This is a genomic window from Pseudomonas sp. SG20056 (assembly GCF_031764535.1).
In the GTDB taxonomy this organism is placed as follows: Bacteria; Pseudomonadota; Gammaproteobacteria; order Pseudomonadales; family Pseudomonadaceae; genus Aquipseudomonas.
In genome coordinates this window covers 3,731,528-3,756,433 of record NZ_CP134499.1, presented here as the reverse complement: position 1 = coordinate 3,756,433, position 24,906 = coordinate 3,731,528, and the positions used below count along the sequence as shown (strand labels likewise).

Annotated in this window: 21 protein-coding genes; 13 read left to right on the top strand and 8 right to left on the bottom strand. The window is 62.5% G+C overall.

Going from position 1 to position 24,906, the window contains the following annotated elements:
- Positions 1-1,230 carry an MFS transporter gene (locus tag RHP75_RS17870; protein WP_409079670.1) on the bottom strand — a complete coding sequence of 410 codons (1,230 nt, stop codon included), beginning with the start codon at positions 1,228-1,230 and terminating at the stop codon, positions 1-3.
- Positions 1,231-1,513: 283 nt separating this feature from the next.
- Between RHP75_RS17870 and RHP75_RS17865 the strand changes: the two genes are divergently transcribed.
- The 8 genes from RHP75_RS17865 to RHP75_RS17830 all read left to right on the top strand — a co-directional run bounded on the left by RHP75_RS17865 (position 1,514) and on the right by RHP75_RS17830 (position 10,622).
- Positions 1,514-4,342 (top strand): xanthine dehydrogenase family protein molybdopterin-binding subunit, encoded by a 2,829-nt coding sequence (locus tag RHP75_RS17865; RefSeq protein WP_311089368.1) that lies wholly within the window; start codon positions 1,514-1,516, stop codon positions 4,340-4,342.
- Entirely contained in the window at positions 4,335-4,874 is a 540-nt protein-coding gene (locus tag RHP75_RS17860) for a 2Fe-2S iron-sulfur cluster-binding protein (protein ID WP_311089367.1), read from the top strand. The genes RHP75_RS17865 and RHP75_RS17860 overlap by 8 nt, the downstream gene beginning before the upstream one ends.
- Before the next feature lie 2 nt (positions 4,875-4,876).
- On the top strand, positions 4,877-6,085 hold the full coding sequence (locus RHP75_RS17855) for a cytochrome c (RefSeq protein ID WP_311089366.1): 1,209 nt from the start codon (positions 4,877-4,879) through the stop codon (positions 6,083-6,085).
- Between the two features lie 16 nt (positions 6,086-6,101).
- The gene (locus tag RHP75_RS17850; protein WP_311089365.1) at positions 6,102-7,073 is read left to right on the top strand and encodes an XdhC family protein; all 972 of its coding nucleotides are present in this window, start codon (positions 6,102-6,104) and stop codon (positions 7,071-7,073) included.
- Complete coding sequence (locus RHP75_RS17845) at positions 7,063-7,641, top strand: nucleotidyltransferase family protein (RefSeq protein WP_311089363.1); 579 nt, start codon at positions 7,063-7,065, stop codon at positions 7,639-7,641. The genes RHP75_RS17850 and RHP75_RS17845 overlap by 11 nt, the downstream gene beginning before the upstream one ends.
- A gap of 237 nt (positions 7,642-7,878) precedes the next feature.
- Positions 7,879-9,318, top strand: a complete 1,440-nt coding sequence (locus tag RHP75_RS17840) for a cytochrome ubiquinol oxidase subunit I (RefSeq protein WP_311089362.1) — start codon at positions 7,879-7,881, stop codon at positions 9,316-9,318.
- 2 nt (positions 9,319-9,320) lie between these two features.
- Entirely contained in the window at positions 9,321-10,328 is a 1,008-nt protein-coding gene (gene cydB, locus RHP75_RS17835; protein WP_311089361.1) for a cytochrome d ubiquinol oxidase subunit II, read from the top strand.
- Positions 10,329-10,478: 150 nt separating this feature from the next.
- Complete coding sequence (locus tag RHP75_RS17830) at positions 10,479-10,622, top strand: DUF2474 domain-containing protein (RefSeq protein ID WP_311089360.1); 144 nt, start codon at positions 10,479-10,481, stop codon at positions 10,620-10,622.
- A gap of 99 nt (positions 10,623-10,721) precedes the next feature.
- Here RHP75_RS17830 and RHP75_RS17825 read toward each other — a convergent pair whose 3' ends face one another.
- Positions 10,722-11,846 carry a class I SAM-dependent methyltransferase gene (locus RHP75_RS17825; RefSeq protein WP_311089359.1) on the bottom strand — a complete coding sequence of 375 codons (1,125 nt, stop codon included), beginning with the start codon at positions 11,844-11,846 and terminating at the stop codon, positions 10,722-10,724.
- 390 nt (positions 11,847-12,236) lie between these two features.
- Here RHP75_RS17825 and RHP75_RS17820 point away from each other — a divergent pair, with 390 nt between their 5' ends.
- Both RHP75_RS17820 and RHP75_RS17815 read left to right on the top strand, forming a co-directional pair.
- Positions 12,237-13,232, top strand: a complete 996-nt coding sequence (locus RHP75_RS17820; protein ID WP_311089358.1) for a DctP family TRAP transporter solute-binding subunit — start codon at positions 12,237-12,239, stop codon at positions 13,230-13,232.
- 106 nt (positions 13,233-13,338) lie between these two features.
- On the top strand, positions 13,339-14,112 hold the full coding sequence (locus RHP75_RS17815) for a ferredoxin--NADP reductase (protein WP_311089357.1): 774 nt from the start codon (positions 13,339-13,341) through the stop codon (positions 14,110-14,112).
- A gap of 3 nt (positions 14,113-14,115) precedes the next feature.
- Here the strand turns inward: RHP75_RS17815 and RHP75_RS17810 are convergent, their stop codons facing one another.
- From RHP75_RS17810 to RHP75_RS17800, 3 genes are all read right to left on the bottom strand, one after another.
- Complete coding sequence (locus tag RHP75_RS17810) at positions 14,116-15,141, bottom strand: hemolysin family protein (RefSeq protein ID WP_311089356.1); 1,026 nt, start codon at positions 15,139-15,141, stop codon at positions 14,116-14,118.
- A gap of 114 nt (positions 15,142-15,255) precedes the next feature.
- Positions 15,256-15,669 carry a large-conductance mechanosensitive channel protein MscL gene (mscL, locus tag RHP75_RS17805; RefSeq protein ID WP_311089355.1) on the bottom strand — a complete coding sequence of 138 codons (414 nt, stop codon included), beginning with the start codon at positions 15,667-15,669 and terminating at the stop codon, positions 15,256-15,258.
- A 67-nt stretch (positions 15,670-15,736) separates the two neighbouring features.
- Positions 15,737-16,483 (bottom strand): EAL domain-containing protein, encoded by a 747-nt coding sequence (locus RHP75_RS17800; protein ID WP_311089354.1) that lies wholly within the window; start codon positions 16,481-16,483, stop codon positions 15,737-15,739.
- 137 nt (positions 16,484-16,620) lie between these two features.
- On the opposite strand from RHP75_RS17800, the gene RHP75_RS17795 reads away from it, so the two are divergent.
- From RHP75_RS17795 to radA, 3 genes are all read left to right on the top strand, one after another.
- Entirely contained in the window at positions 16,621-16,863 is a 243-nt protein-coding gene (locus RHP75_RS17795; protein WP_311089353.1) for a YdcH family protein, read from the top strand.
- 84 nt (positions 16,864-16,947) lie between these two features.
- Positions 16,948-17,226 (top strand): DUF465 domain-containing protein, encoded by a 279-nt coding sequence (locus RHP75_RS17790; RefSeq protein ID WP_311089352.1) that lies wholly within the window; start codon positions 16,948-16,950, stop codon positions 17,224-17,226.
- 68 nt (positions 17,227-17,294) lie between these two features.
- Positions 17,295-18,659: a DNA repair protein RadA gene (radA, locus tag RHP75_RS17785; RefSeq protein ID WP_311089351.1), complete on the top strand. Its 1,365-nt coding sequence runs from the start codon at positions 17,295-17,297 to the stop codon at positions 18,657-18,659.
- A gap of 43 nt (positions 18,660-18,702) precedes the next feature.
- Here the strand turns inward: radA and RHP75_RS17780 are convergent, their stop codons facing one another.
- The 3 genes from RHP75_RS17780 to RHP75_RS17770 all read right to left on the bottom strand — a co-directional run bounded on the left by RHP75_RS17780 (position 18,703) and on the right by RHP75_RS17770 (position 24,777).
- On the bottom strand, positions 18,703-19,074 hold the full coding sequence (locus tag RHP75_RS17780) for a PilZ domain-containing protein (protein WP_090376549.1): 372 nt from the start codon (positions 19,072-19,074) through the stop codon (positions 18,703-18,705).
- A gap of 136 nt (positions 19,075-19,210) precedes the next feature.
- Positions 19,211-20,464 (bottom strand): serine hydroxymethyltransferase, encoded by a 1,254-nt coding sequence (gene glyA, locus RHP75_RS17775; protein ID WP_311089350.1) that lies wholly within the window; start codon positions 20,462-20,464, stop codon positions 19,211-19,213.
- Positions 20,465-20,589: 125 nt separating this feature from the next.
- Complete coding sequence (locus RHP75_RS17770) at positions 20,590-24,777, bottom strand: EAL domain-containing protein (protein ID WP_311089349.1); 4,188 nt, start codon at positions 24,775-24,777, stop codon at positions 20,590-20,592.
- Positions 24,778-24,906: the final 129 nt, after the last annotated feature.

Genomic DNA, 24,906 nt, shown 5'->3' with positions numbered 1-24,906 from the left:
TTAGTCGTGGGTTCGCTCAGGGCCTTGCGGGTGCAGATGATCGCGCTTGGCCAGCTCGGGGAACAGGCGGATCCATATCCCGGTGACCAGAATGGCGCCCACGCCGCCGATCAGCACTGCCGGCACCGTGCCAAACCAGGCCGCGCTGACCCCGGCGCGGAAGTCCCCAAGCTGATTGGACGCGCCGATAAACAGGCCGTTGACCGCGCCGACGCGGCCGCGCATTTCGTCCGGGGTTTGCAGCTGCACGAAGGCGCCGCGGATCACCATGCTGATCATGTCTGCCGCGCCCAGCACTACCAACGCCGCCAGGCTGAACCAGAGTGAAGTGGACAGGCCGAAGCCGATGGTCGCCACACCGAAGATCGCCACCGAGGTGAACATCACCGGGCCAACCCGCCGCTCAATGGGAAAGCGCGCCAGCCACAACGACATCAGCAGCGCACCCACCGCCGGTGCCGAGCGCAGCAGACCGAGCCCCCAGGGCCCGGTGAGCAGAATGTCCTTGGCGAATACTGGCAGCAGCGCGGTGGCGCCGCTGAGCAGCACCGCCAGCATGTCCATCGACACCGCGCCGAACACGGCTGGGCGGCTGCGAATAAAGCGAAAACCGGCCAGCAGTGAACCCAGCGAGACCTTCTGTTTCAGCGGCAGCTGGCGCGCCGGCAGGCTGAGCATCAGGCTCAGGGCGCAGCCATATAACAGCACGGCCGGGCCGTAGACCCAGTGCGTGCCGAGCGCATAGAGCAATCCGCCCAGCGCTGGCGCAATGATGGTGGCGGCTTGCATGGCCGATGCCGAAGCGGCTACTGCGGCGGGGAACAGCCCAGGCGGCACGATATTCGGCAGCAAGGCCTGGGTGGTCGGCATCTCGAAGGCGCGGGCGGTGCCGAGCAGAAAGGCAATCACGAAAATCATCTCGCGGCTGATGCCACCCGCGCCGCTGCCGAGCAGCAGGCTCAGGGCAATCAGTCCCTGCGCGCCCTGGCAGAGCGCGGCCACCTTGCGCCGGTCGAAGCGATCGGCGACATGCCCGGTGAGCAGAATAAACAGGATCTTCGGCAGAAATTCGATCAGTCCGACCAGGCCGAGGTCGAGCACGTTGCCGGTCAGCGCATACATCTGCCAGCCAATCGCCACGGTAATCATCTGGAAGCCGCTGGCGGTAAACACCCGGGCGAACCAGAAGGCGAGAAACGGGCGCTGATGACGGAGCAGAAGCTGGGACATGGCCGAAATGGCTCGGACGGCTGGCGGGAGACGCAGCCTAGCATGCGTCTGCGCGGGCCGGAGCCGGGGCCTGGCAATTGAGAAGTCTGATACGCGCGCAGGGAGTAAATCTGACCTTAAAGGCAGGTTTTTATTCTGTTGTGGGAATGACTTGGGTAGAATCTGACTTTCAGGTCAATAAGTCTGTCGTCTACGCTGATTCTGCTCCGTCTTGGTAAGCGGTGCGCCTGTCACTCTCTTGTTCAAGCAAACGGCCAGGCTGCTCTGGCCCCGAGGAACGGACATGTCCACTCCTGATTTATCCCGTCGCGCCTTTCTGCAAGGCAGCGTTATCGCCGGTATCGGTATCAGCTTCGCCCCACTGGGCAGCAAGGCTTTTGCGGCATTGTTCGAAGAGCGCGTCACGCGCATGCCACAGCCCTGGTATGACGCCAGCGGCAAAGCCGTGGCGCGTATTGATGGGGTGTCCAAAGCCGTAGGCGGCAAGGTGTTTGCCCGCGATATCCGCGCCAAGGACATGCCCGGCTGGCCGCAGCAGCAAGGCCATGCGCTGTTGCTCAAGGCCACGCGCACCGAACAGCTGTATCAGGGCTTCGATCTGTCAGTGCTGCCGGCCGAGTTGCAGCCGCAACGGGTGGTCACCGCCAGTGACCTGGTTAAGGACGGCATCGCCTTTCCGGATGGCCACAATCTCGACCCGCTGCTGCCCGAGGGCCAGGTGCCGATGTTTATCGGCCACCCGGTGGCGCTGCTGATCTGGCATGACTTCGAGCGCTATCGCCAAGCCAAGAACATTCTCAAGTTCAACGACAAGGTGATCCGCTACGGCGAGCAAGCGCCGGCGTTCCAGAGCGACCCTTACGGCAGCTTCCGCTTCGTGCGGGTCGGCGGCGCTACGCCGTTTGAGGTCGACAAGTTCTCCAGCCTCAAGGACAGCATGCTGTTTCCACTGATCCACAACCGCAAGCCGGCCTGGGGCGAGGGCAAGGTCAGTGGTGACCTGACCCAGCAGGGCCTGTACCACGCCGAGCAGATGCTTCAGCAGCTGCAGACACCGCCGGACGACTGGCTGGTGTTCGATGAGCGCTTCACCACCCAATCCATCGAGCCCGCCGCGCTGGAAGCGGACAACGGCAATGGCTGGTTCGACGTGGCCAGTGGCACCCTGCATTTTGTGGTCGCCACCCAGTGCCCGTTTGAAGTGGCCGAGCAGACCGCGCATATGCTCGCGCCGTCGCGCTTTGGCGTGAAGAAACTTAGCATGCACCCCGGCTACACCGTCGGTTACGGCTCCAAGGACAACAACATTCACGTGTTCTACGCCGCCCTGGCCGCGCTCTACGGCAGCGGTGTTCCGGTGCGCCTGGCCAATGATCGCTACGAGCAGTTCCAGAGCGGGATCAAGCGCCACCCCTTCGACATGCATTACCAGCTGGCGGTGAACAAGCAGGATCACAGCTTCCAGATCTTCCGCGCGCACATGGATGTCGATGGCGGCGGCCGCGCCAACTACAGCTCTTCCGTGGCCGCAGTCGGGGCCACGGCGGCGCAGTCGATCTACTACCTGCCGCGCAGCGATCTGGCGGCCACCGCCTACTATTCGCGCGGTGTGGAAGCCGGCTCGATGCGCGGTTACGGCACCCTGCAGACCATGGCCGCCACCGAGATGATGGTGGACGAAGTGGCCGGGCGGTTGAACATCGATGCCATTGAGTTGCGTAAGAAGAACGTGTTCCAGTCCGGCATGAAGAACACCCAGGGCGCGATTCCGGCCGGTGCCCTGCGCCTCGACGAAATCCTCGACAAAGCCGCGCAGCACGAAATCTGGAAGAACCGCGTTGAGCGCAAGCAGCGCTTCGATGCCGAAGACCCGGACAGCCTCTACGGCGTCGGTTTCGCCATCTGCCAGAAGGATTTCGGCACCGGTTCCGAAGCGCCGATGGCCAGCCTGGAATTCAGCGCCGACGGCCGCGTCAGCCTGCGCCAGATCGCCATCGACATGGGCACCGGCATGGCCACCTCGCAGGCCTTGCTGGTCGCCGATTACCTCGGCCAGCCCGCCGATGAAATCAAGACCGGTGAAACCGAGTGGAGCGAGCTGGCCCTGACCACCAGCGGCAACCCCTACATGATCAGCCAGGCCGAGCAGGACGCGGCGCTGCAGAACCCGCGCTGGGTCGGCAAGCTGGCCTCGCCTTCGTCGGCGACCAACTCGTCCTACTACACCGGGCACTCCACCCGCGAAGCGGCGCGCATCCTTTTTATTCATGGCTTGTGGCCGGCGGCCCTGGCCATCTGGGGCCGTGGCGAACACGGCGGGCTGGCCAACCCTTATGTGGTGCGTCGCGAGAATGCGCACTGGGTCGAGGGCAAGCTGACTGCTGACGGCATGCCGCCGATTCCGTTCAAGTTGCTGGCGCACAAGGCTCACGAGCTGGGTTTGGTCACGGGCGTTAGCGTGCACGGCTTTAACCGCTGGAGCTGGGCCGAGGGCGAGTTCGAAATCAACGGCCAGCGCGAACGGGTGCCGCTGGATGCCCTGGCGGTGAAATACGGTGACGGTGCAGCTGCGGCGCAAAAAGCGTTGATGAGCCGCAACGGCTTCCACCTGCTCGACCGCGTCAGCATCAAGTACCCGGTCACTCAGCTGAACAACGCCATGGTCACCTACTACAGCCCGGTGGCCACCCTGGTCGAGGTCAAGGTCAACAAAGGCAGCGGCGAGGCGCGGGTGATCAATCATCACTCTTGGCTTGAATGCGGCCGGGTGATCGTCGAGGAACTGGTGCTCGGTCAGCTCGAAGGCGGTATCGCCATGGGCATCGGCCACGCGCTGCTGGAAGAAATGCCGCTGTATGAAGGCGGCCCCGGCGACGGCACCTGGAACTTCAACCGCTACCAGCTGCCGCGCGCCAAGGATTGCGCGGTCTGGTCGCAAAGCGCGGAGATTTTGCCGCCCCTATCACCCAGCGACCCGGCCAAGGGCATCGCCGAGGTGGTGATGATTCCGGTGGTCGGCGCCATCGTCAACGCCGTGGCCCACGCCACCGGCAAGCGCCTGCGCGACCTTCCTCTGACTCCGGCCCGCATCAAGGAGGCCCTCCATGGCTAAGCGACTGCTCAGCATGATTATCAACAGCCAGGCAGTCGGCCCGATGGAAGTGGCCGACGACCTGATGATGATCGACTTTCTCCATGAATACCTGAACCTCACCGGTTCGCGCCTGGGCTGCGGCCAGGGTGTGTGCCACGCCTGTGTGGCGATCCTCGACAAGCCCGACGGCACCAGCGAAGAAATCCGCACCTGCATCACCGGCGCACATTTCTTCGACGGCAAGCGCATCCGCACCATCGAGGGCCACGCCAAGCGCGATGCCCAGGGTGAGGTCAGCCAGCTCAACCCGATTCAGCAGCAGTTCGTCGACCAGTTTGCCTTCCAGTGCAGCTACTGCACGCCGGGCTACGTCAACGCCGCCACCGTGTTGGTGGAAAAACTCCAGCGCCAGCCGGTCAAACGCAGCGAGCTGGAAGGCGAGATCGAAGACGCCCTGGGTAAGCACATCTGCCGCTGCACCGGCTACGTGCGCTACTACAACGCCGCGCGCGATGTGGTCGAGTCCCTCGGCCTGGTCAAGGAAGGTTAAGCATGAAGAACATTCTGATTGCTGCCGCCCTGTTGCTGCCGTTGGCTGCCCAGGCGGTGGATAAGCAACTGATCGAGCGCGGCAAGTACTTGGCGCGCGCCGCCGACTGCGTGGCCTGTCACAGTGTCGAAGGCGGTGCCGAATACGCCGGTGGCCTGCCGCTGGAGTCGCCGTTCGGTACCATCTACGGCACCAATATCACCCCGGACAAGCAGTACGGCATCGGCGAGTACAGCGCCGATGACTTCTACCGCGCGGTGGCCGAAGGTGAGCGGCGGGATGGCAGCAAACTCTATCCGGCGATGCCGTACACCTCCTATCACCTGCTCAAGCGTGAAGACTCCGACGCCATCTACGCCTACCTGATGAGCCTGGAGCCGATCGCCAAACCCAGCCCGCAAACCAGTCTGAGCTTCCCGTTCAATGTGCGCTTCGGCCTGGGCTTCTGGAACATGCTCTACAAGAACCGCGTGCAACTGCTGCCGGCTGACGGCAAAAGCGAGACCTGGCAGCGCGGCCAATACCTGGTCGAGGCCCTGGGCCACTGCGGCGAGTGCCACACGCCGCGCAATGCCCTTGGTGCGTTGCAGCAGGATCAGCGTCTGCAGGGCGGCGTGCTGCTCGGCTACGAGGCACCCAGCCTGCTCGCCGAGGACCTGGCCGAGCGCGGCTGGAGCACCGACGACCTGGCGACCTTCCTCAAACACGGCATCAGCGCTCAGGGTTCGATGTTCAACGAGATGTACCCGGTGCTGCACCACAGCACCCAGTACCTGCCGCTGGACGACCACAAGGCCATGGCCACCTACCTGCTTGGCGATCAGCCGCCGGCACCGCGCAAGGTCAGCGCGGTGGCCTTCGAACAGCTCGACGCCAGCGCCCAGCAGGGCCGTCAGCACTACCTCAATCTGTGCGCCGGGTGCCATGGCGTGGTAGGTGAGGGCGTGCCGCATGTGGCCGTGGCGATGGACGGCAACACCACCCTGCGCCTGAACGATGCGCGCAACTTGTTGCGGGTGATCGATGACGGCATCAAGGAGCAGCAGTTCACCGGTTTCGAGCGCATGCAACCGATGCCGGGCTTCAGTGACAAGCTGGATGACGGGCAGATGCGCGACCTGCTGCATTACCTACGGCAGACCTGGGGTGGCCAGGCGGCCGAGCTGAGCCCGCAGCAGGTCAGCCAGTTGCGCAGCGAGAAAGGCCATTGAGGCCGGGTGAAGCCTGATGCAGCACCTTGATCTGCTGGTCGTCCGCCAGGCGCTGCAGTGGTCCGCCGCAGGGCGGCGCGTGTGGCTGTGCACGGTGCTGAGCACCTACGGCTCGGCGCCGCGCGCGCCGGGTTCGCTGCTGGCTGCCACGGCCGAGGGCGAATGGATCGGTTCGTTGTCCGGTGGTTGCGTTGAGGATGAGTTTCTTGAACGCTTGGCCGCTGGCGCCTTTCCTGAGCCTGTGCACCTGGTGCGCTACGGCGATGGCAGCGACCCGCACTCGCAGATCAGCCTGCCCTGTGGCGGCGTGCTGGACGTACTGGTGGAAAACCTGCCGGCCGACTGTGCGGTGCAGGCGCATCTGCGTGAGCTGGAAAGCGCCTTGGCGGGCCAGCGCCGGCTGATCCGTGACGTGGCGCTGCCCAGCGGCGAGCGCCGCTTGCTGGCTGACAACACGCAGGGGCCAAGAGTTGAGCGTCAGCCGAATCGGCTGCGTGTGCGCGTTGGCGCTGCCCAGCGCTTGCTGCTGGCGGGCTATTCCTCGGTGGCGCAGGTTTGCGCGCAGTTTGCTCAGGGCCTGGGCTTCGAGGTGGTGCTCTGCGATCCGCGCGAGGAGGTGCTGCAAGGCGTTGATTTGCCAGGCGTGGAGATCCGCCGTGAACTGCCGTCCGAGGTGATTCGCCGCGGCGGCTGCCATGCCGACACCGCCGTGGTGGCGCTGACCCATGACCCACGCATCGATGATCTGGCGATGATCGAAGCGGTGCGCACCGAGGCTTTTTATATCGGTGTGATGGGCTCGCGACTGACCAGCGCCAAACGCTTCGAGCGCCTGCGCCGCGTCGGCGGCCTGGATGATGCTGCGCTGGCGCGGATCATCGCGCCAATCGGCCTCAACCTGGGCAGCAAGACCCCGGCGGAAATCGCCCTGGCGGTACTCGCCGACATCCTGCGGGTGCGCAACGGCCTGGCGCGGGATGCGCTCTAGCTTGCCGCGCGTGGTGGCCCTGTTGCTGGCGGCCGGGCGTGGTCGGCGCTTTGGCAGTGACAAGCGACTGGCCCGTTTAGCGGACGGTCGCGGCCTGCTGGCGGCCAGTGCCGAACGGGCCTTGCAGGTGTTCGCTGAAGTGCATGTGCTGCTGCGCGACGAGGACGATGTGCAGGCATTGGGACTGCCGGCGGCGTGCCGGATTATCCGTTGCCCTGACGCCGATCAGGGCATGGGCCACAGCCTGGCGGCTGGGGTGCGGGCCTTGGCTGGTTGCGAGGCCGACGCCATCGCCGTGCTGCTCGGCGATATGCCCTGGGTAGCCACCGAGAGCTTCTGGCAGCTGTGCCAGCAAGCCGCAGCCGGGCGTATCGTCTATCCACTCTATGACGGTCAACGCGGACACCCGGTGTTGTTTGGCCGCGCCTTCTGGCCAGCGCTGCAGAGTCTGACGGGTGATGAAGGTGCTCGCGCGCTGTTGCAGGCTAATCCTGCTGCTTGCCAGGGGATCGTTGTGGATGACCCTGGCGTGCTGCGCGATGTTGATCGACCAGAAGCGCTGTTATAGGGCGCAAGCCCTTGTGACAGCCGGTCGCGCGACAATCGACCACAGCTGAACTTGCACCTGCAAACGCTACTCTCTGTTCATGCATTGACCCGCGTCAACACCTTCGGCGCGCGGTTGTGAGGGCTTTGCCCAGCTCGCTAGTTGCCTCACCCAGAACAATAATTCCCCTGACTGATTACCTGTGACTGGCATGCGCGCCCGTGGCCGTGCCCCGTATCACCTGACTGAGGAAACGCCATGTTTGGATTGGAGGCTCTCGACCTCGCCCGAATCCAGTTCGCTTTTACCATCTCCTTTCACATCATCTTTCCGGCCATCACCATTGGCCTGGCCAGTTACCTGGCGGTGCTTGAAGGGCTGTGGCTGAAGACCGGGGAAGAGGTGTACCGCGACCTGTACCACTTCTGGGCGAAGATCTTTGCGGTCAACTTCGGCATGGGCGTGGTCTCCGGTCTGGTCATGGCCTATCAGTTCGGCACCAACTGGAGCGCGTTTTCCGACTTTGCCGGAGCGGTCACCGGCCCGCTGCTGACCTATGAAGTGCTGACTGCGTTCTTCCTCGAGGCGGGTTTTCTCGGCGTCATGCTGTTCGGCTGGAACCGCGTCGGCCCGGGCCTGCACTTCTTCTCCACGGTGATGGTGGCGGTCGGCACGCTGATCTCAACGTTCTGGATTCTCGCCTCCAACAGCTGGATGCACACCCCGCAGGGCTTCGAGATCATCGACGGGCGGGTGATTCCGGTGGACTGGTTCGCCGTGGTGTTCAACCCGTCGTTCCCTTATCGCCTGCTGCACATGGCTACAGCGGCGTTCCTTGCCACGGCGTTCTTCGTTGGCGCGTCGGCGGCCTGGCACCTGCTGCGCGGCCGCGACAACCCGGCGATCCGCAAGATGCTGTCGATGGCCATGTGGATGGCGTTGATCGTCGCGCCGATTCAGGCGGTGATTGGCGACTTCCATGGCCTGAATACCCTCAAGTATCAGCCGGCGAAGATCGCCGCCATCGAAGGCCACTGGGAAAACCACGGCGATGAACCGACCCCGCTGATTCTTTTCGGCTGGCCGGATATGGAAGCCGAAGAAACCCGCTTCAAGATCGAGATTCCCGCGCTCGGCAGCCTGATCCTGACCCACAGTCTGGACAAGCAGGTGCCGGCGCTCAAAGAGTTCGCCAAGGAAGACCGGCCCAACTCGACCATCGTGTTCTGGACCTTCCGGATCATGGTCGGCATCGGCATGCTGATGATCCTCACCGGTCTTTGGGGCCTGTGGCTGCGTACGCGCGGCAGGTTGTTCGAGAGCCGGCCGTTCCTGCATCTGGCGGTATGGATGGGCCCATCGGGGGTTATTGCCATCCTTGCTGGCTGGTACACCACGGAAATCGGCCGTCAGCCCTGGATCATCCAGGGGCTGATGCGCACCGCGGATGCCTCCTCCGGGCACAGTTTTGCGCAGATGAGCCTGACCCTGATTCTGTTTGTGGTGGTGTATTTCGCCCTGTTTGGCGCCGGTATCAGCTACATGATGCGCCTGGTGCGCAAGGGCCCGATCACCGACGAAGGCAAGGAAACCGCCGAGGGCGGCCCAGGCCAGAAACGCACGCCGTCGCGTCCGCTGTCCGCGCCCGAAGAGGGGCTGGAAGAGGGCGAAACCGACTCACTGGCTGAGAGGAATTGAATATGGGCATTGATCTCTCGCTGATCTGGGCCGTGATCATCGCCTTCGGGGTGATGATGTATGTGGTCATGGACGGCTTTGATCTGGGCATCGGCATCCTCTTCCCCTTCGTCAAAAGCGAAGGTGAACGCGATGTAATGATGAACACTGTGGCGCCGGTCTGGGACGGTAACGAAACCTGGCTGGTGCTCGGGGGCGCGGCGCTATTCGGCGCTTTCCCGCTGGCCTACGCGGTGGTGCTCAGCGCGCTGTACCTGCCGCTGATCTTTATGCTGCTGGGGCTGATCTTCCGTGGCGTGGCCTTCGAATTCCGCTTCAAGGCCAAGGCTGCCAAACGCCACCTCTGGGACAAGGCATTTATCGGCGGCTCGCTGACCGCGACCTTCTTCCAGGGCGTGGCGCTGGGCGCATATATCGATGGCTTCGAGGTGGTCGACCGGGTCTATGTCGGCGGCGCGCTGGATTGGCTCACGCCGTTCTCGCTGTTCTGCGGCCTGGCGTTGATTGCCGCTTACGCTTTGCTCGGCTGCACCTGGCTGATCATGAAGACCGAAGGCCGCCTGCAGCTGCAGATGCACGATATGGCGCGGCCGCTGGTGTTTGTGCTGCTTGGCGTCACCGGTATCGTCAGCCTGTGGACACCACTGGCCCATACGGAAATTGCCGAGCGCTGGTTCAGCCTGCCGAATATCTTCTGGTTTATGCCGGTACCGCTGCTGGTGCTGCTGTGCACCTGGGCGCTGCTGCGCGCAGTGGCACGCAACGCCAACTACTCACCGTTCCTGCTGACCCTGACACTGATCTTCCTCGGCTACAGCGGCCTGGGCATCAGCCTGTGGCCGAATATCATCCCGCCGTCGATCAGCATCTGGGACGCCGCCGCACCGCCGCAGAGCCAGGGTTTTATCCTGGTTGGCGCGCTGTTCATCATCCCGTTCATCCTGATGTACACCGCCTGGAGCTATTACGTGTTTCGCGGCAAGGTCACTGAAGAAGATGGCTACCACTGAGGTTCGGCTCCCGGTCTGCTGCGCGTCGGCTCTGCCGCGTTAAAAGCCGGCTCGGATGCTCATTTACAGCAGTAAACTCCGCGTCCTCGCCGGCTTTTGCCTTGCATGGCTCTAGCTCGCGAGACCTCGAATGGGTTCTGAGATCGCAAGATGAACGACATAAACGAAAAAAAACCGCTGTGGCAGCGGCTCGGCTGGCTGGTGCTGATCTGGGCTGGCAGCGTGCTGGCCCTGGGCGCAGTGTCCTATCTGCTGCGGCTGTTTATGCAGGCCGCGGGGATGGGCACGCCGTAAGCGCGATAGTGGTGATCACTGTAGGAGGCGCTTTAGCGGCGAGCTTTTGCTGATGGCCTATCGCGGCTAAAGCCCCTCCCGCCGGGCTGTGCAGCGCGCTTATTTGATTGCTTTAAGCACCACAAACTTCGGCGTCGCCGCCACCTGCTCTACACCGCGAAATAGGCGTTTCAGCTTGGCGTGGTAGCCCAGGTGGCGGTTGCCGACGATCCACAGTTCGCCGCCGGTCACCAAGGCTGCGCGGGCCTGCTGGAACATGCGCCAGGCGAGGAAGTCACCGACCACCTGTTGCTGGTGGAACGGCGGATTGCACAGCACCAGATCCAGCGAGTCAGCCGTCTGCTCGGCCAGGCCATCGCCAGCGCGGATTTCGACCGGGCGTTCGCCCAGCGCTGCACGCCAGTTTTCCTCGGCCGATTGCACTGCCATATACGACTCATCCACCAGCGTCAGCTCGGCCTGCGGGCTGCCCAGCGCATAGGCAATGCCGAGCACGCCGTTGCCGCAACCGAGGTCAGCCACGCGCACGCGGCTGAGGTGTTTGGGCAGGTGCGGGAGGAAGGCGCGGGTGCCGATATCCAGGTCTTCGCGGCAGAACACATTGGCGTGGTTAAGCAGCTCGATAGCCGGTTTTTCCAGGCGATAACGCGTCGGGTAGGGCGATACGGGCGCAGGCTTGGCTTCAGGGGTGGCAAACAGCAGGCGGGCTTTTTTCACCGCCAGTGAGGCTTGCACCGGGCCGATATATTTCTCCAGCAGATCACCGGCAGCACGCGGCAGGTGTTTGACCATGGCGGTGGCAATCACCTGCGCGTTTGGGGCGAGCTGGCCGTGCAGGCGAATCAGTTGCTCCTCCAGCAGCGCCAGGGTTTTCGGTACGCGAATCAGTACCACGTCAAACGGCCCCTGGGCGACTGCGCTGGCCGGTATAAACGTCACGGCATCCGTAGGCAACTGATTGCGCAGCAGGTTGACCTGCAAGCCCAGGTGGCCGAGGTGTGAGTCTCCACTGCTGGTCACGTGCGCCTGCCCAGCGAGGCTGGCCGCCAGGGCACCGAAGCTGTCATTCAGCACCAATACGCGCGTGCTGCTCGTCAGCCCTTGTTCATGCAGATGGTTTAGGAGGTATTCGTCCGCCGCATCGAAGGCCTGCAGCGGCTCGTGGGGCTGGTCGGGTTGACGAAGCAGGTCGAGTTGGGCGAACGGGGTGCTGAACACAGGCATGGAAAACTCGGGTGCAGGCCGCAAGGGCGCGATAAAAAGTGCAGTTGGTCGCTATTGTCGGTGCAAGTGGCGGAAAAGTCTCGGAACTGAGAGCTGGTTCAGCAAATCGCAGTTGTGCCGCACGCGGCTTTGCCGAAGAATGCCGCCCCCTTGTGGATCTGCTCAGTCGTGTCTGATACCCATCAGTCAGCAGGCATGAGTCAGCAAGGTCAGCATTCGAATAATAACCAGGCCCCGAGCACTACGCCCGGCTGCGATCTGGTAGCGCCTGATGATCAGGGCCGTGCAGCACTCTGCCGCGTCCACCGAATCATCCATAGCCCACACCCCCACTCAATGAGGCCTGCCCATGCAGGCTTCACGGCGTTCTATTTGCAAAAAGGTATGTCCATGTTCAAGTCCCTGCTGTCTTTAACCTTCAGCGCATTGCTGGTCGCGGCAAGCCCGGCCCTGGCCGAAGGCACGGCGCCCATCGTGATCAAGTTCTCCCATGTGGTGGCCGAGGACACCCCCAAGGGCAAGGGCGCACTGCTGTTCAAGAAGCTGGTGGAAGAGCGCCTGGCCGGTCAGGTGGCGGTTGAGGTTTACCCGAACTCGACGCTGTTTGGTGATGGCGAGGAGATCAACGCACTGCGCGAGGGCAAGGTGCAGATGCTGGCCCCTTCGCTGTCCAAGTTCGAGGCGTATACCAAGCAATTGCAGGTGTTTGACCTGCCGTTCCTGTTCGATGACCTGGAGGCGGTCAAACGCTTCCAGAAGCGTGACAAGAGCCGCGAGCTGCTGCACGCCATGTCCAACCAGGGCATCTATGGCCTGGCCTACTGGAACAACGGCATGAAGCAGCTGACCTCCAGCCGCGAGCTGCGCAAGCCCGAGGATGCCAAAGACCTGGCTTTCCGCATCCAGCCCTCGTCGGTGTTGCAGGCGCAGTTTGGCCAGCTCGGTGCCAAGACCGTGAAGATGCCATTCGCAGAGGCATTCAAGGCGCTGCAGGCTGGCACCATCCAGGGCACCGAAGGCCCTTGGTCGAATATCGCCAGCCAGAAGGTCGACACCGTGCAGCCGTTTATCAGTGAACTCAACCATGGTTCGCTGAGCTATATGCTGATCAGCAGTAAGGAGTTCTGGACCAGCATTCCCTACAAAACCCGCACCGAGCTGGAAGCGATCATCGATGAAGTGTCCTTCGCGGTGAATAAGGATGCCGAAACGCTGAACAACAATGATCGCGAGCGCATCATCGCCGCCGGCCATGCCAAAGTGGTGACCTTGACCGACGATGAACGTGCCGCCTGGCGCGCCGCACTGAGCCCGCTGTGGAAGACCTATGAAGCGGAAATCGGCAGTGATGTGTTACGCGCCGCGCAGGCCGTCAACCGCCGCTAAGCGCGGGCTTAGGGCAAAGCCAAGAGCCCCCAGGTTTTACCGGTGTTTGTTCGGTGAGCGTTACGCCACACTGGGCCTGTGCAATCTGCATAGGCCCGGTATTCGTATGACCAGTGACGACAAGTACACGCGGCAAACGCTTACTTCTATTCAGGTCTGGTCGCCCAGCCTGTTTAGCCTGCGCTGTACGCGTGATGCCGGATTTCGCTTTCGCGCCGGGCAGTTCGCCCGTCTTGGTGTAGAAAAGGCCGACGGCTCGGTGGTCTGGCGGGCCTATTCGATGGCCTCGGCGCCTCATGATGAGTTTCTTGAGTTCTTCTCCATCGTCGTGCCAGGCGGCGAGTTCACCTCCGAGCTGAGTCGGCTGCAGGTCGGCGACAGCCTGCTGGTGGAAAAACAGGCGCTGGGCTTTCTTACCCTCGATCGCTTTGCCGATGGCCGTGACCTCTGGCTGCTGGCAAGCGGCACGGGGCTGGCGCCGTTTCTATCGATTCTGCAGGGCCTGGACGTGTGGCAGCGCTTTGCCCGGGTGGTGCTGGTGTACAGCGCGCGCACGGCCAGCGAGCTGGCCTATCAGCAGCAGATTCACGGGCTGATGCAGCAGGAGCATTTGCAGGAATACGCCGATCGTTTCACCTATCTGCCGCTGGTCACCCGCGAGCAGGTGCCGGGCTGCCTGCATGGGCGTATCACCAGCTTGCTGGACAGTGGCGAGCTGGAGCGGGCGGCGGGGCTGAGCCTGGAACCTGAGCATTCGCGGCTGATGATCTGCGGCAACCCGCAGATGATCGACGACACCCGCGCGCTGCTAAAACAGCGCGACTTGCAGCTCAGCCTGACCCGCCGACCGGGGCAGGTGGCGGTGGAGAACTACTGGTAGCGCTTATTCCTCGCGGATGGCCTTGATCCGGTGCTCCCAGCGGCGCTTGGCAAAGCGGCGCATATTCGGGATGTCGTCGGTTTCGTCGAGGATCGGCTTGCCGATGATGGTTTCCATGATGTCCTCCATGGTCACCAGGCCGCGCCAGCTGCCGAACTCGTCATATACCAGGCACATGTGCTGACGCTCATGCATCATCTGCGTCATCAGGTTTTCGACGTTCATGCTGTCGGAAACCACCTTGAGCGGTTTGAGGATGCTGGACACCGGCGCTTCATCCGCATCGGCGCCTAGGGCGTCATAACGGAACACCACGCCCAGTGGCGCTTCATCCTCACCGATAACCGGGTAGCGGGAAAACTGGCTCTCTTTCACGCGCGCCTTAAATGCGCTGAGGGTGTCATCGGGAGCGGCAAACTCGCAGACAATCCGTGGCGTCATGATGTCGCGCAGCTTGATTTCATGCAGGTCGAGGATGTTGCTGATGACCCGTTGTTCGTCTTCATCGAGCTTGCCCACCTCGCGGCCGAGCAGGGTCAAGGCTTTGATTTCCTGACGGATGTCGTGCTCAGGCTCTTTGCCGCCAAATAGCCGCATGATCATGTCGGACATGAAGATAAACGGCTTGAGCAGCAGGATCATGCCGCCCAGCAGGCTTGGCAGGAAGGGCGCCAGGGTTGGCCAGTAACGCGCACCAATGGTCTTGGGCAGGATTTCCGAGAGGACCAGAATCAGCAGCGTCATCACTGCCGAGGCAATGCCCAGGTAGCCGTCACCAAACACGACGGTGACCTGCGCACCCACGCCGGTAGCGCCAACCGTGTGAGCCACGGTGTTGAGCGTAAGAATGGCGGCCAGAGGCTGGTCGATCTTGTCTTTCAGTTCTTTCAAGCGCTCGTAGAGCTTGGGCTTGGTGGCCTTCTGCTGAGCGATATAGCTGGGCGTCAGGGACAACAACGCCGCTTCAAGAATGGAACAGATAAAGGAGACGAGGATGGATAGAACGGCAAACGCAATCAGGAGGGTCATTGAGGGGGAAAAGTAGCCAAGGGGCGGCCAATTTACACGAACACGCGGTAGTCCAACGGACTGCCCTGCAACAAATCATGTACGCGGAGGGCGCTCGGCCCTCCACACGGGGCGTCAGTCTCGGCTTTGTTGCGACTTGAGCAGGTCGCGGATCTCGCTCAGCAGTTCCTGATCCTTGGTCGGTGGCGCGGGTGCTGCGGGTGCCGCTTCTTCTTCGCGCTTGAGTTTGTTCAGCACCTTGATGCCCATGAAAATGGCGAATGCGACGATCAGGAAGTCGAGCACGGTCTGGATAAATTTGCCGTAGGCCAACACCACAGCAGGTAAATCGCCTTCGGCAGCCTTCAGGGTGATGGCCAGGTCAGTGAAGTCCACACCGCCAATCAGCACGCCCAGCGGCGGCATGACCACGTCACCGACAAAGGACGAGACGATCTTGCCGAAGGCCGCGCCGATGATGATGCCCACGGCCATGTCGACCACGTTGCCTTTGACGGCAAAGGCTTTGAATTCACTGAGTATGCTCATGCTGCGTTCCCTGGTAGGTGAGGTTGCGCTGAGTGTAATCCAGCGCGCGCCGCTTGCCAGCTACTTCTCAGGCCGGGTAGTTAACCTCGGGCAGGGACTCGAACGCCGGTTTGGCCAGCAGGTAACCCTGGAACAGCTCCACGCCCATGTCACGCAATGCATGCAACTCGCCCTGGCTTTCAATGCCTTCGGCAATCACCCGGATATTCAGCTTGCGGCACATCTGCAGAGCGGCTTCGACCAGAATCTGCCGCACGCTGTCTTGCTCGATATTGCGGATCAGCTGCATGTCCAGCTTGATCAGGTCGGGCTGAAAGTCGGCCAGCAGGTTGAGCCCGGCATAGCCTGCGCCGAAGTCATCGATGGCGGTCATAAAGCCCTGCTTGCGGTACGCGCGCAGGATGCCGGTGAGGTGGTCGATATCCAGCACCTGCTCCTGCTCGGTGACCTCAAAGATGATTCGCTGCAGCGGGAAGTTGAAGCGCTTAGCCGCCTCCAGTGTCGCGCGGATGCAGGTCTCGGGCTTGTACACCGCGTTGGGCATAAAGTTGATCGAGACCATGGCCGGCACCTGCAGCTTGGCTGCCCATTCCAGGGCGGTAATCCGGCAGGCCTGGTCGAAGGAGTAGAGGTTGTCCTTGTTGAGTTTGCTCAGCAGGCTGCCGGCGGACTCACCGGCTTTGCCGCGTACCAGTGCTTCATGGGCAAATATGGTTCCGGTGCTCAGGTTGATAATGGGCTGAAAGGCCATGCTGATGGGAAATCCCAACCCTTGGCCGTCACGGCAGGCCGAACATCCTGATGTTGTACTCATAACCTGTTCCCGCTAATGGCGTTTGAAGCTTGGGCAACGATAGCAGAAGTCGCCTAAGGCCCGTGTTGCAAGGCGTTTCGGCAGAGCCGGCGCGACTGGGCTAGGCTCAGTTGAAGGCCCGCCATGAGGATGCCGTTATGCCACTGGAACATCATCCGTTGCACCGCGAGTTTCCCGAGTTCAAGACGCAGCTGCACGCCTTGTTGTCCAGCGATGGCCATTTCGCTCGCTTGGCCGAGGAATATGAGGAGCTTGATAAGCGCATCTATGAGGCGGAAAGCGGGCGGGTGGCCATGGATGAGATGTTGCTGTTGGGCCTGAAGATGCAGCGCGTCAGCCTCAAGGATGAGTTGGCCGGCTTTCTCAGCAGCGCGTCTTAGCGTCATTGGTTTGATCCGGGTCAAGTGCTGGCCCCGGCTCAGGGGATAGTCTGCAGGCAATGACTATCCCAGAGGAATGCCCGCATGCATGTTGAACACCATCCGCTGATCAAGGATTTCCCCGAACTGCGCGGCGCGCTGCATGAGCTGCGTCTTGGCGATGCCAACTTCGCCCGCCTGGCGGATACCTACGAAACCCTGGATAAACGTATTTGCCGGATCGAGGCGGGCAGCGAACTGCTGGCTGATGAGGCGCTGCTGGCCCTCAAGCAGGAGCGGGTTGGCCTCAAGGATGATCTCGCGCGCCGTCTGAAACGCGCTGCCGGGCAATGTTGTGGCTGTGGTAACGGTTGCCAGGGATAGCTGCGCGGGACTGTAAATATATCCAGCTATTTCGTATGATCCGGGCTCAGCGTTTATAGGAGTCCGGCATGGCCAAGGCCAAGCGCATGTATGGCTGCACCGAGTGCGGCGCCACCTTCCCGAAATGGGCCGGCCAGTGCGGCGAGTGCGGGGCCTGGAATACCCTAGTGGAAACCCTGCTTGAAGCCAACGCAGCCACCCCCAGCGGCCGCGCCGGCTGGGCGGGTGATCAGGTGCAGATCAAGACCCTGGCCGAAGTCAGCGTCGAGGAGGTGCCGCGCTTTTCCACCGCATCTGGTGAGCTGGACCGCGTGCTCGGCGGCGGCCTGGTGGACGGCTCGGTGGTGCTGATTGGCGGCGACCCCGGTATCGGCAAGTCGACCATCCTGCTGCAGACCTTGTGCAATATCGCCACGCGCTTCCCCGCGCTGTATGTCACCGGTGAGGAATCCCAGCAGCAGGTGGCCATGCGCGCCCGCCGCCTGGGCTTGCCGGAAGACAAGCTCAAGGTGATGACCGAGACCTGCATCGAAAGCATCATCGCCACCGCGCGGATGGAAAAGCCCAAGGTGATGGTGATCGACTCGATCCAGACCATCTTTACCGAGCAGCTGCAGTCGGCTCCCGGCGGTGTCGCCCAGGTGCGCGAAAGTGCGGCGTTGCTGGTGCGCTTTGCCAAGCAGAGCGGCACGGCGATTTTCCTGGTCGGGCACGTGACCAAGGAAGGTGCACTGGCCGGACCGCGTGTGCTTGAGCATATGGTCGACACCGTGCTGTATTTCGAGGGTGAATCCGATGGCCGCCTGCGCCTGCTGCGCGCGGTGAAGAATCGCTTTGGCGCGATCAATGAACTGGGCGTGTTCGGCATGACCGACAAGGGCCTGAAAGAGGTCACCAACCCTTCGGCGATCTTCCTCACCCGCGCCCAGGAAGAAGTCCCCGGCAGCGTGGTGATGGCCACCTGGGAAGGCACCCGACCGATGCTGGTGGAGGTGCAGGCGCTGGTCGACACCAGCCATATGGCCAACCCGCGCCGCGTCACCCTGGGCCTGGATCAGAATCGTCTGGCCATGCTGCTGGCTGTGTTGCACCGGCATGGCGGCATCCCAACCTATGATCAGGACGTATTTCTCAACGTGGTGGGCGGGGTCAAGGTGCTGGAAACCGCATCCGATCTGGCGCTGATGGCCGCGGTGATTTCCAGCCTGCGCAACAAGCCGCTACCGCATGACCTGCTGGTGTTTGGCGAGGTCGGCCTGTCTGGCGAGATTCGCCCGGTGCCCAGCGGCCAGGAACGTCTGAAAGAGGCGGCCAAGCACGGCTTCAAGCGCGCCATCGTGCCCAAGGGCAATGCGCCGAAAGATCCGCCGCCAGGGTTGCAGGTGATTGCCGTCACGCGCCTGGAGCAAGCGCTGGATGCCCTGTTCGAGTAGCTGAACAGGGGCATGAAAAAGGAGGCCGAGGCCTCCTTTTTGTTTACTCGTCTTCGCCGAGGGCGGCGAGTTCGCGTTCCAGCAGGCTGTCATCGCCGAGGTTGAGTTCCACCAGGCGACGCAGGTGGCTGATCGAGTCGAGGTCGATATGCCGGCAGACAAAGCCGAGCAGATCAGACTGGGTGCGTGTCAGCACCACTTCCATCAGTACGCGGGTGTCGTCGGCCAGTTGGATATTGGCTTCGAATGGCTGATTAGGGTCGCCGTTCCAGCCATTGGGGCGCTTGATCAGCAGGCCTTTCAGCGATACGTCATGCAGTTCGACCGCCCAGCGCCGTTCCCCTTGCACGATCTCGGTGGGGGCGTCGAAAGCGATGCGGTGAAAGCGCCGACGCTCATTGGCTGTTTCGCTCATGCAAAGAAACTCCTGCGAGGTTTTATCCACTATAGCCAAGGCTGCTGACGATGGCTTGGTTTTATCTGTGTTGAGGCTGGTTCGACAGATATAAAAAAACCCGCCAGGAGGCGGGCTTTTCAGCAGCTGTCGATACTTAGTTGCCGTAAACCGGGAACTTGGCGCAGACCGCTTTAACTTGCTCGCGAACGCGCGCTTCAACAGCGTCGTCGCCCAGGTTGGCGAGGATCTCGCAGATCCAGCCAGCCAGCGCGCGGCACTCGTCTTCCTTGAAGCCACGGGTGGTCACGGCTGGGGTGCCGATGCGCAGGCCGGAGGTGACGAACGGCGAACGTGGATCGTTCGGCACACTGTTCTTGTTCACGGTGATAAAGGCGCGACCCAGGGCGGCGTCGGCGTCTTTACCGGTGATGTCCTGCTTGATCAGGCTGAGCAGGAACAGGTGGTTCTCAGTACCGCCGGAGACCACGTCGTAGCCGTTCTCGATAAACACGCTGGCCATGGCCTGGGCGTTCTTGATCACTTGCTGCTGGTAGGCCTTGAACTCAGGCTGCAGGGCTTCCTTGAAGCACACGGCCTTGGCGGCGATCACGTGCTCCAGCGGGCCGCCTTGGCCGCCTGGGAATACTGCGGAGTTGAATTTCTTCTCCAGCGCTTCGTTGGCGCGGGCGAGGATCAGGCCGCCGCGCGGGCCGCGCAGGGTTTTGTGAGTGGTGGTGGTGACCACGTCGGCGAACGGCACCGGGTTCGGGTACACGCCAGCAGCGACCAGACCCGCAACGTGGGCCATGTCAACGAACAGGTAGGCACCGACCTTGTCGGCGATGGCACGGAAACGTGGGAAGTCCAGGACCTGCGAGTAGGCGCTGAAACCGGCAATGATCATCTTTGGCTTGTGTTCAACCGCCAGGCGCTCAACTTCGTCGTAGTCGATCAGGCCGGCATCGGTGATGCCGTACTGCACGGCGTTGTAGATCTTGCCGGAGAAGCTGACGCTGGCGCCGTGGGTCAGGTGACCACCGTGGGCCAGGCTCATGCCCAGTACGGTGTCGCCGGCTTCCAGCAGGGCCATATACACGGCGCTGTTAGCTTGCGAGCCGGAGTGTGGCTGGACGTTGGCGTAGTCGGCACCGAACAGTTCCTTGGCGCGGTCGATGGCAAGCTGCTCGACGATGTCGACGTATTCGCAACCGCCGTAGTAACGCTTGCCCGGATAGCCTTCGGCATACTTGTTGGTCAGTACCGAACCCTGGGCTTCCATCACCGCTGGGCTGGTGTAGTTCTCCGAGGCGATCAGCTCGATGTGATGTTCCTGGCGCTGGGCTTCTTGCTCCATCGCGGCAAACAATTCGGCGTCATAACGGGCGATAGTCAAATCACGGCTGAACATAGCATTCCCCTGAGAAAATCAGCTGGGCGGTAGAAAGAGGGGGCGAATTCTACCTCATCCGCACTAAACAGGCATATGAAGCGTGGTCATCTGACGGACAAGCGGGGCTCATGCACGCCGGCAATTCAGCTCAGCATAAACAGGGCGGTGCCGGTAAACAGGGCGGTGAACTGGTGCGCCGGCATTGGCCTGCCGAGCAGGAAGCCCTGCACTTCGTCGCAGTCGTGGCCACGCAGGAAATCCAGCTGAGCCAGGGTCTCCACGCCTTCGGCGATTACCGTGAGGTTGAGGCTGTGAGCCATGGCGATGATCGCCCGGGCAATCTGCCCGTCCTGCTCGCCATGGGGCAGGCCGTCAACAAAGCTGCGGTCGATCTTCAGCACATCGATGGGGAACTGCTTGAGGTAGTTCAGCGAGCTGTAGCCAGTGCCGAAGTCATCAATGGCGATAAACACGCCGAGTTTCTTCAGGCTACCGAGGGTCTGCATGGCGTTGGCCACGTCTTCCATCAGAATACTTTCGGTCAGTTCCAGCTCCAGGCAGCCGGCGGGAATGCCGCTGTGCTGGAGGATCTCGGCGATGCGCTGATCGAGGTCGCCTTCGGCAAACTGACGGGCCGAGAGATTGACCGAAATTTTCGGTACGCGAATCTTCGCCTCGTGCCATTCGGCCAGCTGGCGACAGGACTCGCGCAGCACCCAGTCGCCGACCTGGACCACCAGGCCCAGCTCTTCGAGTACCGGAATAAAGTCATTCGGCGGCACCAGGCCGCGCTGCGGATGCTGCCAGCGCAGCAGCGCTTCGGCGCCGGTCAGGCGCTTGCCGTCGCCGGAGAACTGCGGCTGGTAGAACAGCTTGAACTCGCCCTGTTCGAGAGCGTGGCGCAGGTCGCTTTCCAGTTCCAGGCGCTGCAGGGCACTGGCGTTCATGTCGGCCTGGTAGAACTGGAAGTTGTTCTTGCCGCGTTCTTTGGCGTGGTACATCGCCGTGTCGGCGTTCTTCATCAGCTGGCTCAGCTCGTTGCCATCCTGCGGGCTGAGGGCGATACCGATACTGGCGGTGACGAAGAACTCGCGGCCTTCGAGAATAAACGGTTGCGCCAGGCTGGCGAGAATCTGCTCGCCGACATGGATCGCGCGGGTCAGCGCACCTTCGCGCTGGGCCTGGGATTGCAGCAGTAGGGTGAACTCATCGCCCCCCATGCGCGCCACGGTGTCGTCACTGTCCACGCAGGTGCATAGACGCACCGCGACTTCCTTGAGCATGCGGTCGCCGGCGGCGTGGCCGAGGGAGTCGTTGATCGGCTTGAAGCGGTCGAGGTCGAGGAACATCAGCACCACCCACTCCTGGTGCCGCTCGCCATGCTGCAGGGCGCTGTGCAGGCGGTCCTGGAACAGCGTGCGGTTGGGCAGCTGGGTCAGGGCGTCGTAATAGGCCAGGCGGTGGATGCGCTGTTCGCTGGCCTTGCGCTCGCTGATATCGCTAAAGAAACACACGTAGCTGACCAGATCGCCTTCATCATCCCTGACCGCCGTGATACCGACCCAGGCGGGGAATTTCTCGCCGCTCTTGCGCTTGAGCCATACCTCGCCTTCCCAGCTGCCCTGCTGGTTGAGCTGTTTGATCACATAGGCCAGATGGCTGGCCTGCTGGGTGTCTGCCGTCAACACGCTAGGCAGTTGATCGAGAATCTGCTGCGAGCTGTAACCGCTGACCCGGCTGAACGCGTTGTTGACCTGCACGATATAACCGGCCGGGTCGGTAACCAGAATCGCAGCGGTGGAGTGCTCGAATACCGTGGCGGCCATGCGCAGGTCTTTCTCGGCGCGGCGTTGCAGGCTGATGTCGCGGCCGACACCGAGCAGGCCTTCGAAGCGCCCGCTGTCATCCCACATTGGCACTAGGCGCAGTTCCACCGGAATCTTCTGGCCGTCGGCGCGCAGTGCATCAAAGACGAACAGCTGCGGCAGAAACTCGGCGCGCAGCTCGGCCAGGCGCTGCGGGTCGCCAAGGGCGTTGCGCACGCGGTCGAGCAGGGCGTAGAAGCCGCTCAACTGACGCGGGTTGGTGGCCAGGCTCTGGAAGCCGTTGGCCAGCGCCCACTCGCTGTCATAGCCGAGCACCGGCATCACCGACGGGCTGACGTAGTTGAGCTGCAGCTGGGCGTCGGTGGAGAAGATCACGTCGCTGATGCTTTCCGCCAGCAGGCGATAGCGCTGCTCGCTGGTGCGCAGGGATTCGCTGTGGGTGATCTGTTCAGTGATGTCCTTGGCCACGCCGATCAGCCGGCTGACCCGGCCTTTGGCATCGCGCGACAGGGCCTGCTCGCGGATATCGAACCAGTGCCAGCTGCCATCGCGGTGCCTCCAGCGCAGCTCGAACTGCATCAGCAGGCCATTACCCTGTACCTGCTGGATATTGCGCATGCGCTGGTACAGCTCGACATCGTCGGGGTGCAGGATTTTTTCCCACAGACGCTCGCCGAGCTGTTGAATTTCCGCCTTGCTATAGCCCAGTTGCGGGCCGAGGTGGTTGTTGCTGTACATCACCCGCTTGCCGGCGATGTCGTGCACATAGATGGTGTCGGGCACCGCGCTGACCACATCGGACCAGAAGCGCTCGCGTTCAATCAGCGAGGTTTCGATGCGCTTGCGGTTGGTGATGTCGCTGATGCTGAGGGTCACGGCCTGCAGGTCGTCGATGCTTTCCGGCAAGCGCAGCAGCAGCCACAGGTGGCGCTCGTGGCCTTGCGGGGTAAGGATCTGGCGTTCCATTTCCAGCTGCCCGCTACCGCTAAGCAGAGCACTGATCAGCTGCATGCGGAACCCATCCGGGCGCAGCGGGCCGCTGTTGAACAGGTGCTGCCAGGCCTGCTGGTTGGACTCTACGCCAAGCAGCTGCAAGGCCACCTGATTGGTCTCGGTCAGGCGCAGGCGCTGGCAGAGTTCGCTGTGGTGCTGCGGGTCTTCGTCCAGCCAGCGTTGCAGGCTGGTCATGCTGCGCAGTTGCTGCTGTTGTAGATAACCCTGCAGCTCGGCCAGGTCGAGTACGCAGAGGGCCGTGCCGGTGCCGTCGAAGATGTCCTGGTAGCGCCGGCGGGTTTCCTGCAGCACGTGCGAGGCGTGCTGTTCTTCAGTGACATCACGCAGCACCCAGACAAAACCGGTGCGCTTGTTGTCTTCGCTGAGGTCGCTGCGACTGATGTCGTACAGGTGCGCGACACCGTTCTGCTGGATTTCCACCAGGTCCGGGCCGAGGTCGTTGTGCAGGGCGGTGTCGTGCAGCAGCAGCGGGTCGAGACGTGGCAGCAATTTGAGCAGGTGCCAGTCGCGCGCCTCGTTGTTGCTCAGGCCGAACATCGCTTCGGCCTGTGGGTTGAGGTATTGCAGCTGGCCGTTGCTGTCGGTGACCAGTACGCGCTCTTCAATGGCGCCGAGTACGCTGGCGGCCTGCTGCAATGAGCGCCGTGAGGCGGTATTCAGTGCGTGCAGGTTGCGTTGCTCATTCAGCAGGCGATACAGCGCCAGCAGCGTGAGGGTGGCGCAGAGAATAAACAGCAGCAGCTTGCTGGCCTGTTGCGGCAATTGCTGGGCGCGCACCTTGCGCTCATTGAACAGCGCGCGCAGCTGCCAGTCGCTGCCCTTGAGCGGAGTTTCCAGCAGGCTCTGGTCGAGGTTCTCGGCGGTAACCGGGGGGGCGACCGAAGAGGCGCTGAGCGTCTGGGGCATGTTGCTGGCAATCACCCGCTGCACGTTGCGATCTTCCAGTTGCCACTGATGTGGACTTTGGTGGTGCTCATGCAGCCAGCTGGTCAGCGCCTGATTGGTCAGGCGCAGCACCCAGAAGCCGCTGACGGCGCTGTCGGGGTTATGCCGCAGCAGCAGGTAGATACGGCCGTTGTCGTTGGCACTGAAGGTGTAGAAGAAACTGTCGCTGCGCCCGCGCGCCAGCAATTCGCCGAGGTACAGGGCGTCTTCGGTGGGGGCGTGGCTGTCGGCAATAATTCGGCCCTGGCTATTCATCCAGGCCAGGCTGCGCAGGGTCGGGAACACGCCGCGCAGGGTGTGCAGCAGATCTTCCAGCTCATCCGGGTTGTTTGGCGGCAGCACATGGGTTTGCAGCAGGGCTTGGCCCGCGCTGGCCTTGAGCGCCATATTCAGGTGCAAGTGATTGGCCAGCTGCGAACTGTAGGCCAGGCCAAGCTGGCGCTGGTTGTCGAGCAACTGCTGAGACTCCTGGCGCAGCTGCCAGAGCAGTAACACCAGCATGCTCAGCACCAGTATCACCAGCGCGCCGCGGGTCGGCCCACGCATCGCCTCAGCCGGCGGAGCGCCGGGTGTACGCGGTGTGGTTGGGGGCGTGACTGTTGGCAAAGACGTACATCCTGGGGGCTGAGCGGCGATGAGCTGGTCCCTGGGGTGCGCAGAATGGCCGGCAGGCAG

Excerpts from the sequence above, each read along its gene's own strand:
- RHP75_RS17870 (WP_409079670.1), bottom strand. The coding sequence starts at position 1,230 with ATGTCCCAGCTTCTGCTCCGTCATCAGCGCCCGTTTCTCGCCTTCTGG.
- RHP75_RS17865 (WP_311089368.1), top strand. The coding sequence starts at position 1,514 with ATGTCCACTCCTGATTTATCCCGTCGCGCCTTTCTGCAAGGCAGCGTT.
- RHP75_RS17860 (WP_311089367.1), top strand. The coding sequence starts at position 4,335 with ATGGCTAAGCGACTGCTCAGCATGATTATCAACAGCCAGGCAGTCGGC.
- RHP75_RS17855 (WP_311089366.1), top strand. The coding sequence starts at position 4,877 with ATGAAGAACATTCTGATTGCTGCCGCCCTGTTGCTGCCGTTGGCTGCC.
- RHP75_RS17850 (WP_311089365.1), top strand. The coding sequence starts at position 6,102 with ATGCAGCACCTTGATCTGCTGGTCGTCCGCCAGGCGCTGCAGTGGTCC.
- RHP75_RS17845 (WP_311089363.1), top strand. The coding sequence starts at position 7,063 with ATGCGCTCTAGCTTGCCGCGCGTGGTGGCCCTGTTGCTGGCGGCCGGG.
- RHP75_RS17840 (WP_311089362.1), top strand. The coding sequence starts at position 7,879 with ATGTTTGGATTGGAGGCTCTCGACCTCGCCCGAATCCAGTTCGCTTTT.
- cydB (WP_311089361.1), top strand. The coding sequence starts at position 9,321 with ATGGGCATTGATCTCTCGCTGATCTGGGCCGTGATCATCGCCTTCGGG.
- RHP75_RS17830 (WP_311089360.1), top strand. The coding sequence starts at position 10,479 with ATGAACGACATAAACGAAAAAAAACCGCTGTGGCAGCGGCTCGGCTGG.
- RHP75_RS17825 (WP_311089359.1), bottom strand. The coding sequence starts at position 11,846 with ATGCCTGTGTTCAGCACCCCGTTCGCCCAACTCGACCTGCTTCGTCAA.
- RHP75_RS17820 (WP_311089358.1), top strand. The coding sequence starts at position 12,237 with ATGTTCAAGTCCCTGCTGTCTTTAACCTTCAGCGCATTGCTGGTCGCG.
- RHP75_RS17815 (WP_311089357.1), top strand. The coding sequence starts at position 13,339 with ATGACCAGTGACGACAAGTACACGCGGCAAACGCTTACTTCTATTCAG.
- RHP75_RS17810 (WP_311089356.1), bottom strand. The coding sequence starts at position 15,141 with ATGACCCTCCTGATTGCGTTTGCCGTTCTATCCATCCTCGTCTCCTTT.
- mscL (WP_311089355.1), bottom strand. The coding sequence starts at position 15,669 with ATGAGCATACTCAGTGAATTCAAAGCCTTTGCCGTCAAAGGCAACGTG.
- RHP75_RS17800 (WP_311089354.1), bottom strand. The coding sequence starts at position 16,483 with ATGAGTACAACATCAGGATGTTCGGCCTGCCGTGACGGCCAAGGGTTG.
- RHP75_RS17795 (WP_311089353.1), top strand. The coding sequence starts at position 16,621 with ATGCCACTGGAACATCATCCGTTGCACCGCGAGTTTCCCGAGTTCAAG.
- RHP75_RS17790 (WP_311089352.1), top strand. The coding sequence starts at position 16,948 with ATGCATGTTGAACACCATCCGCTGATCAAGGATTTCCCCGAACTGCGC.
- radA (WP_311089351.1), top strand. The coding sequence starts at position 17,295 with ATGGCCAAGGCCAAGCGCATGTATGGCTGCACCGAGTGCGGCGCCACC.
- RHP75_RS17780 (WP_090376549.1), bottom strand. The coding sequence starts at position 19,074 with ATGAGCGAAACAGCCAATGAGCGTCGGCGCTTTCACCGCATCGCTTTC.
- glyA (WP_311089350.1), bottom strand. The coding sequence starts at position 20,464 with ATGTTCAGCCGTGATTTGACTATCGCCCGTTATGACGCCGAATTGTTT.
- RHP75_RS17770 (WP_311089349.1), bottom strand. The coding sequence starts at position 24,777 with ATGCGTGGGCCGACCCGCGGCGCGCTGGTGATACTGGTGCTGAGCATG.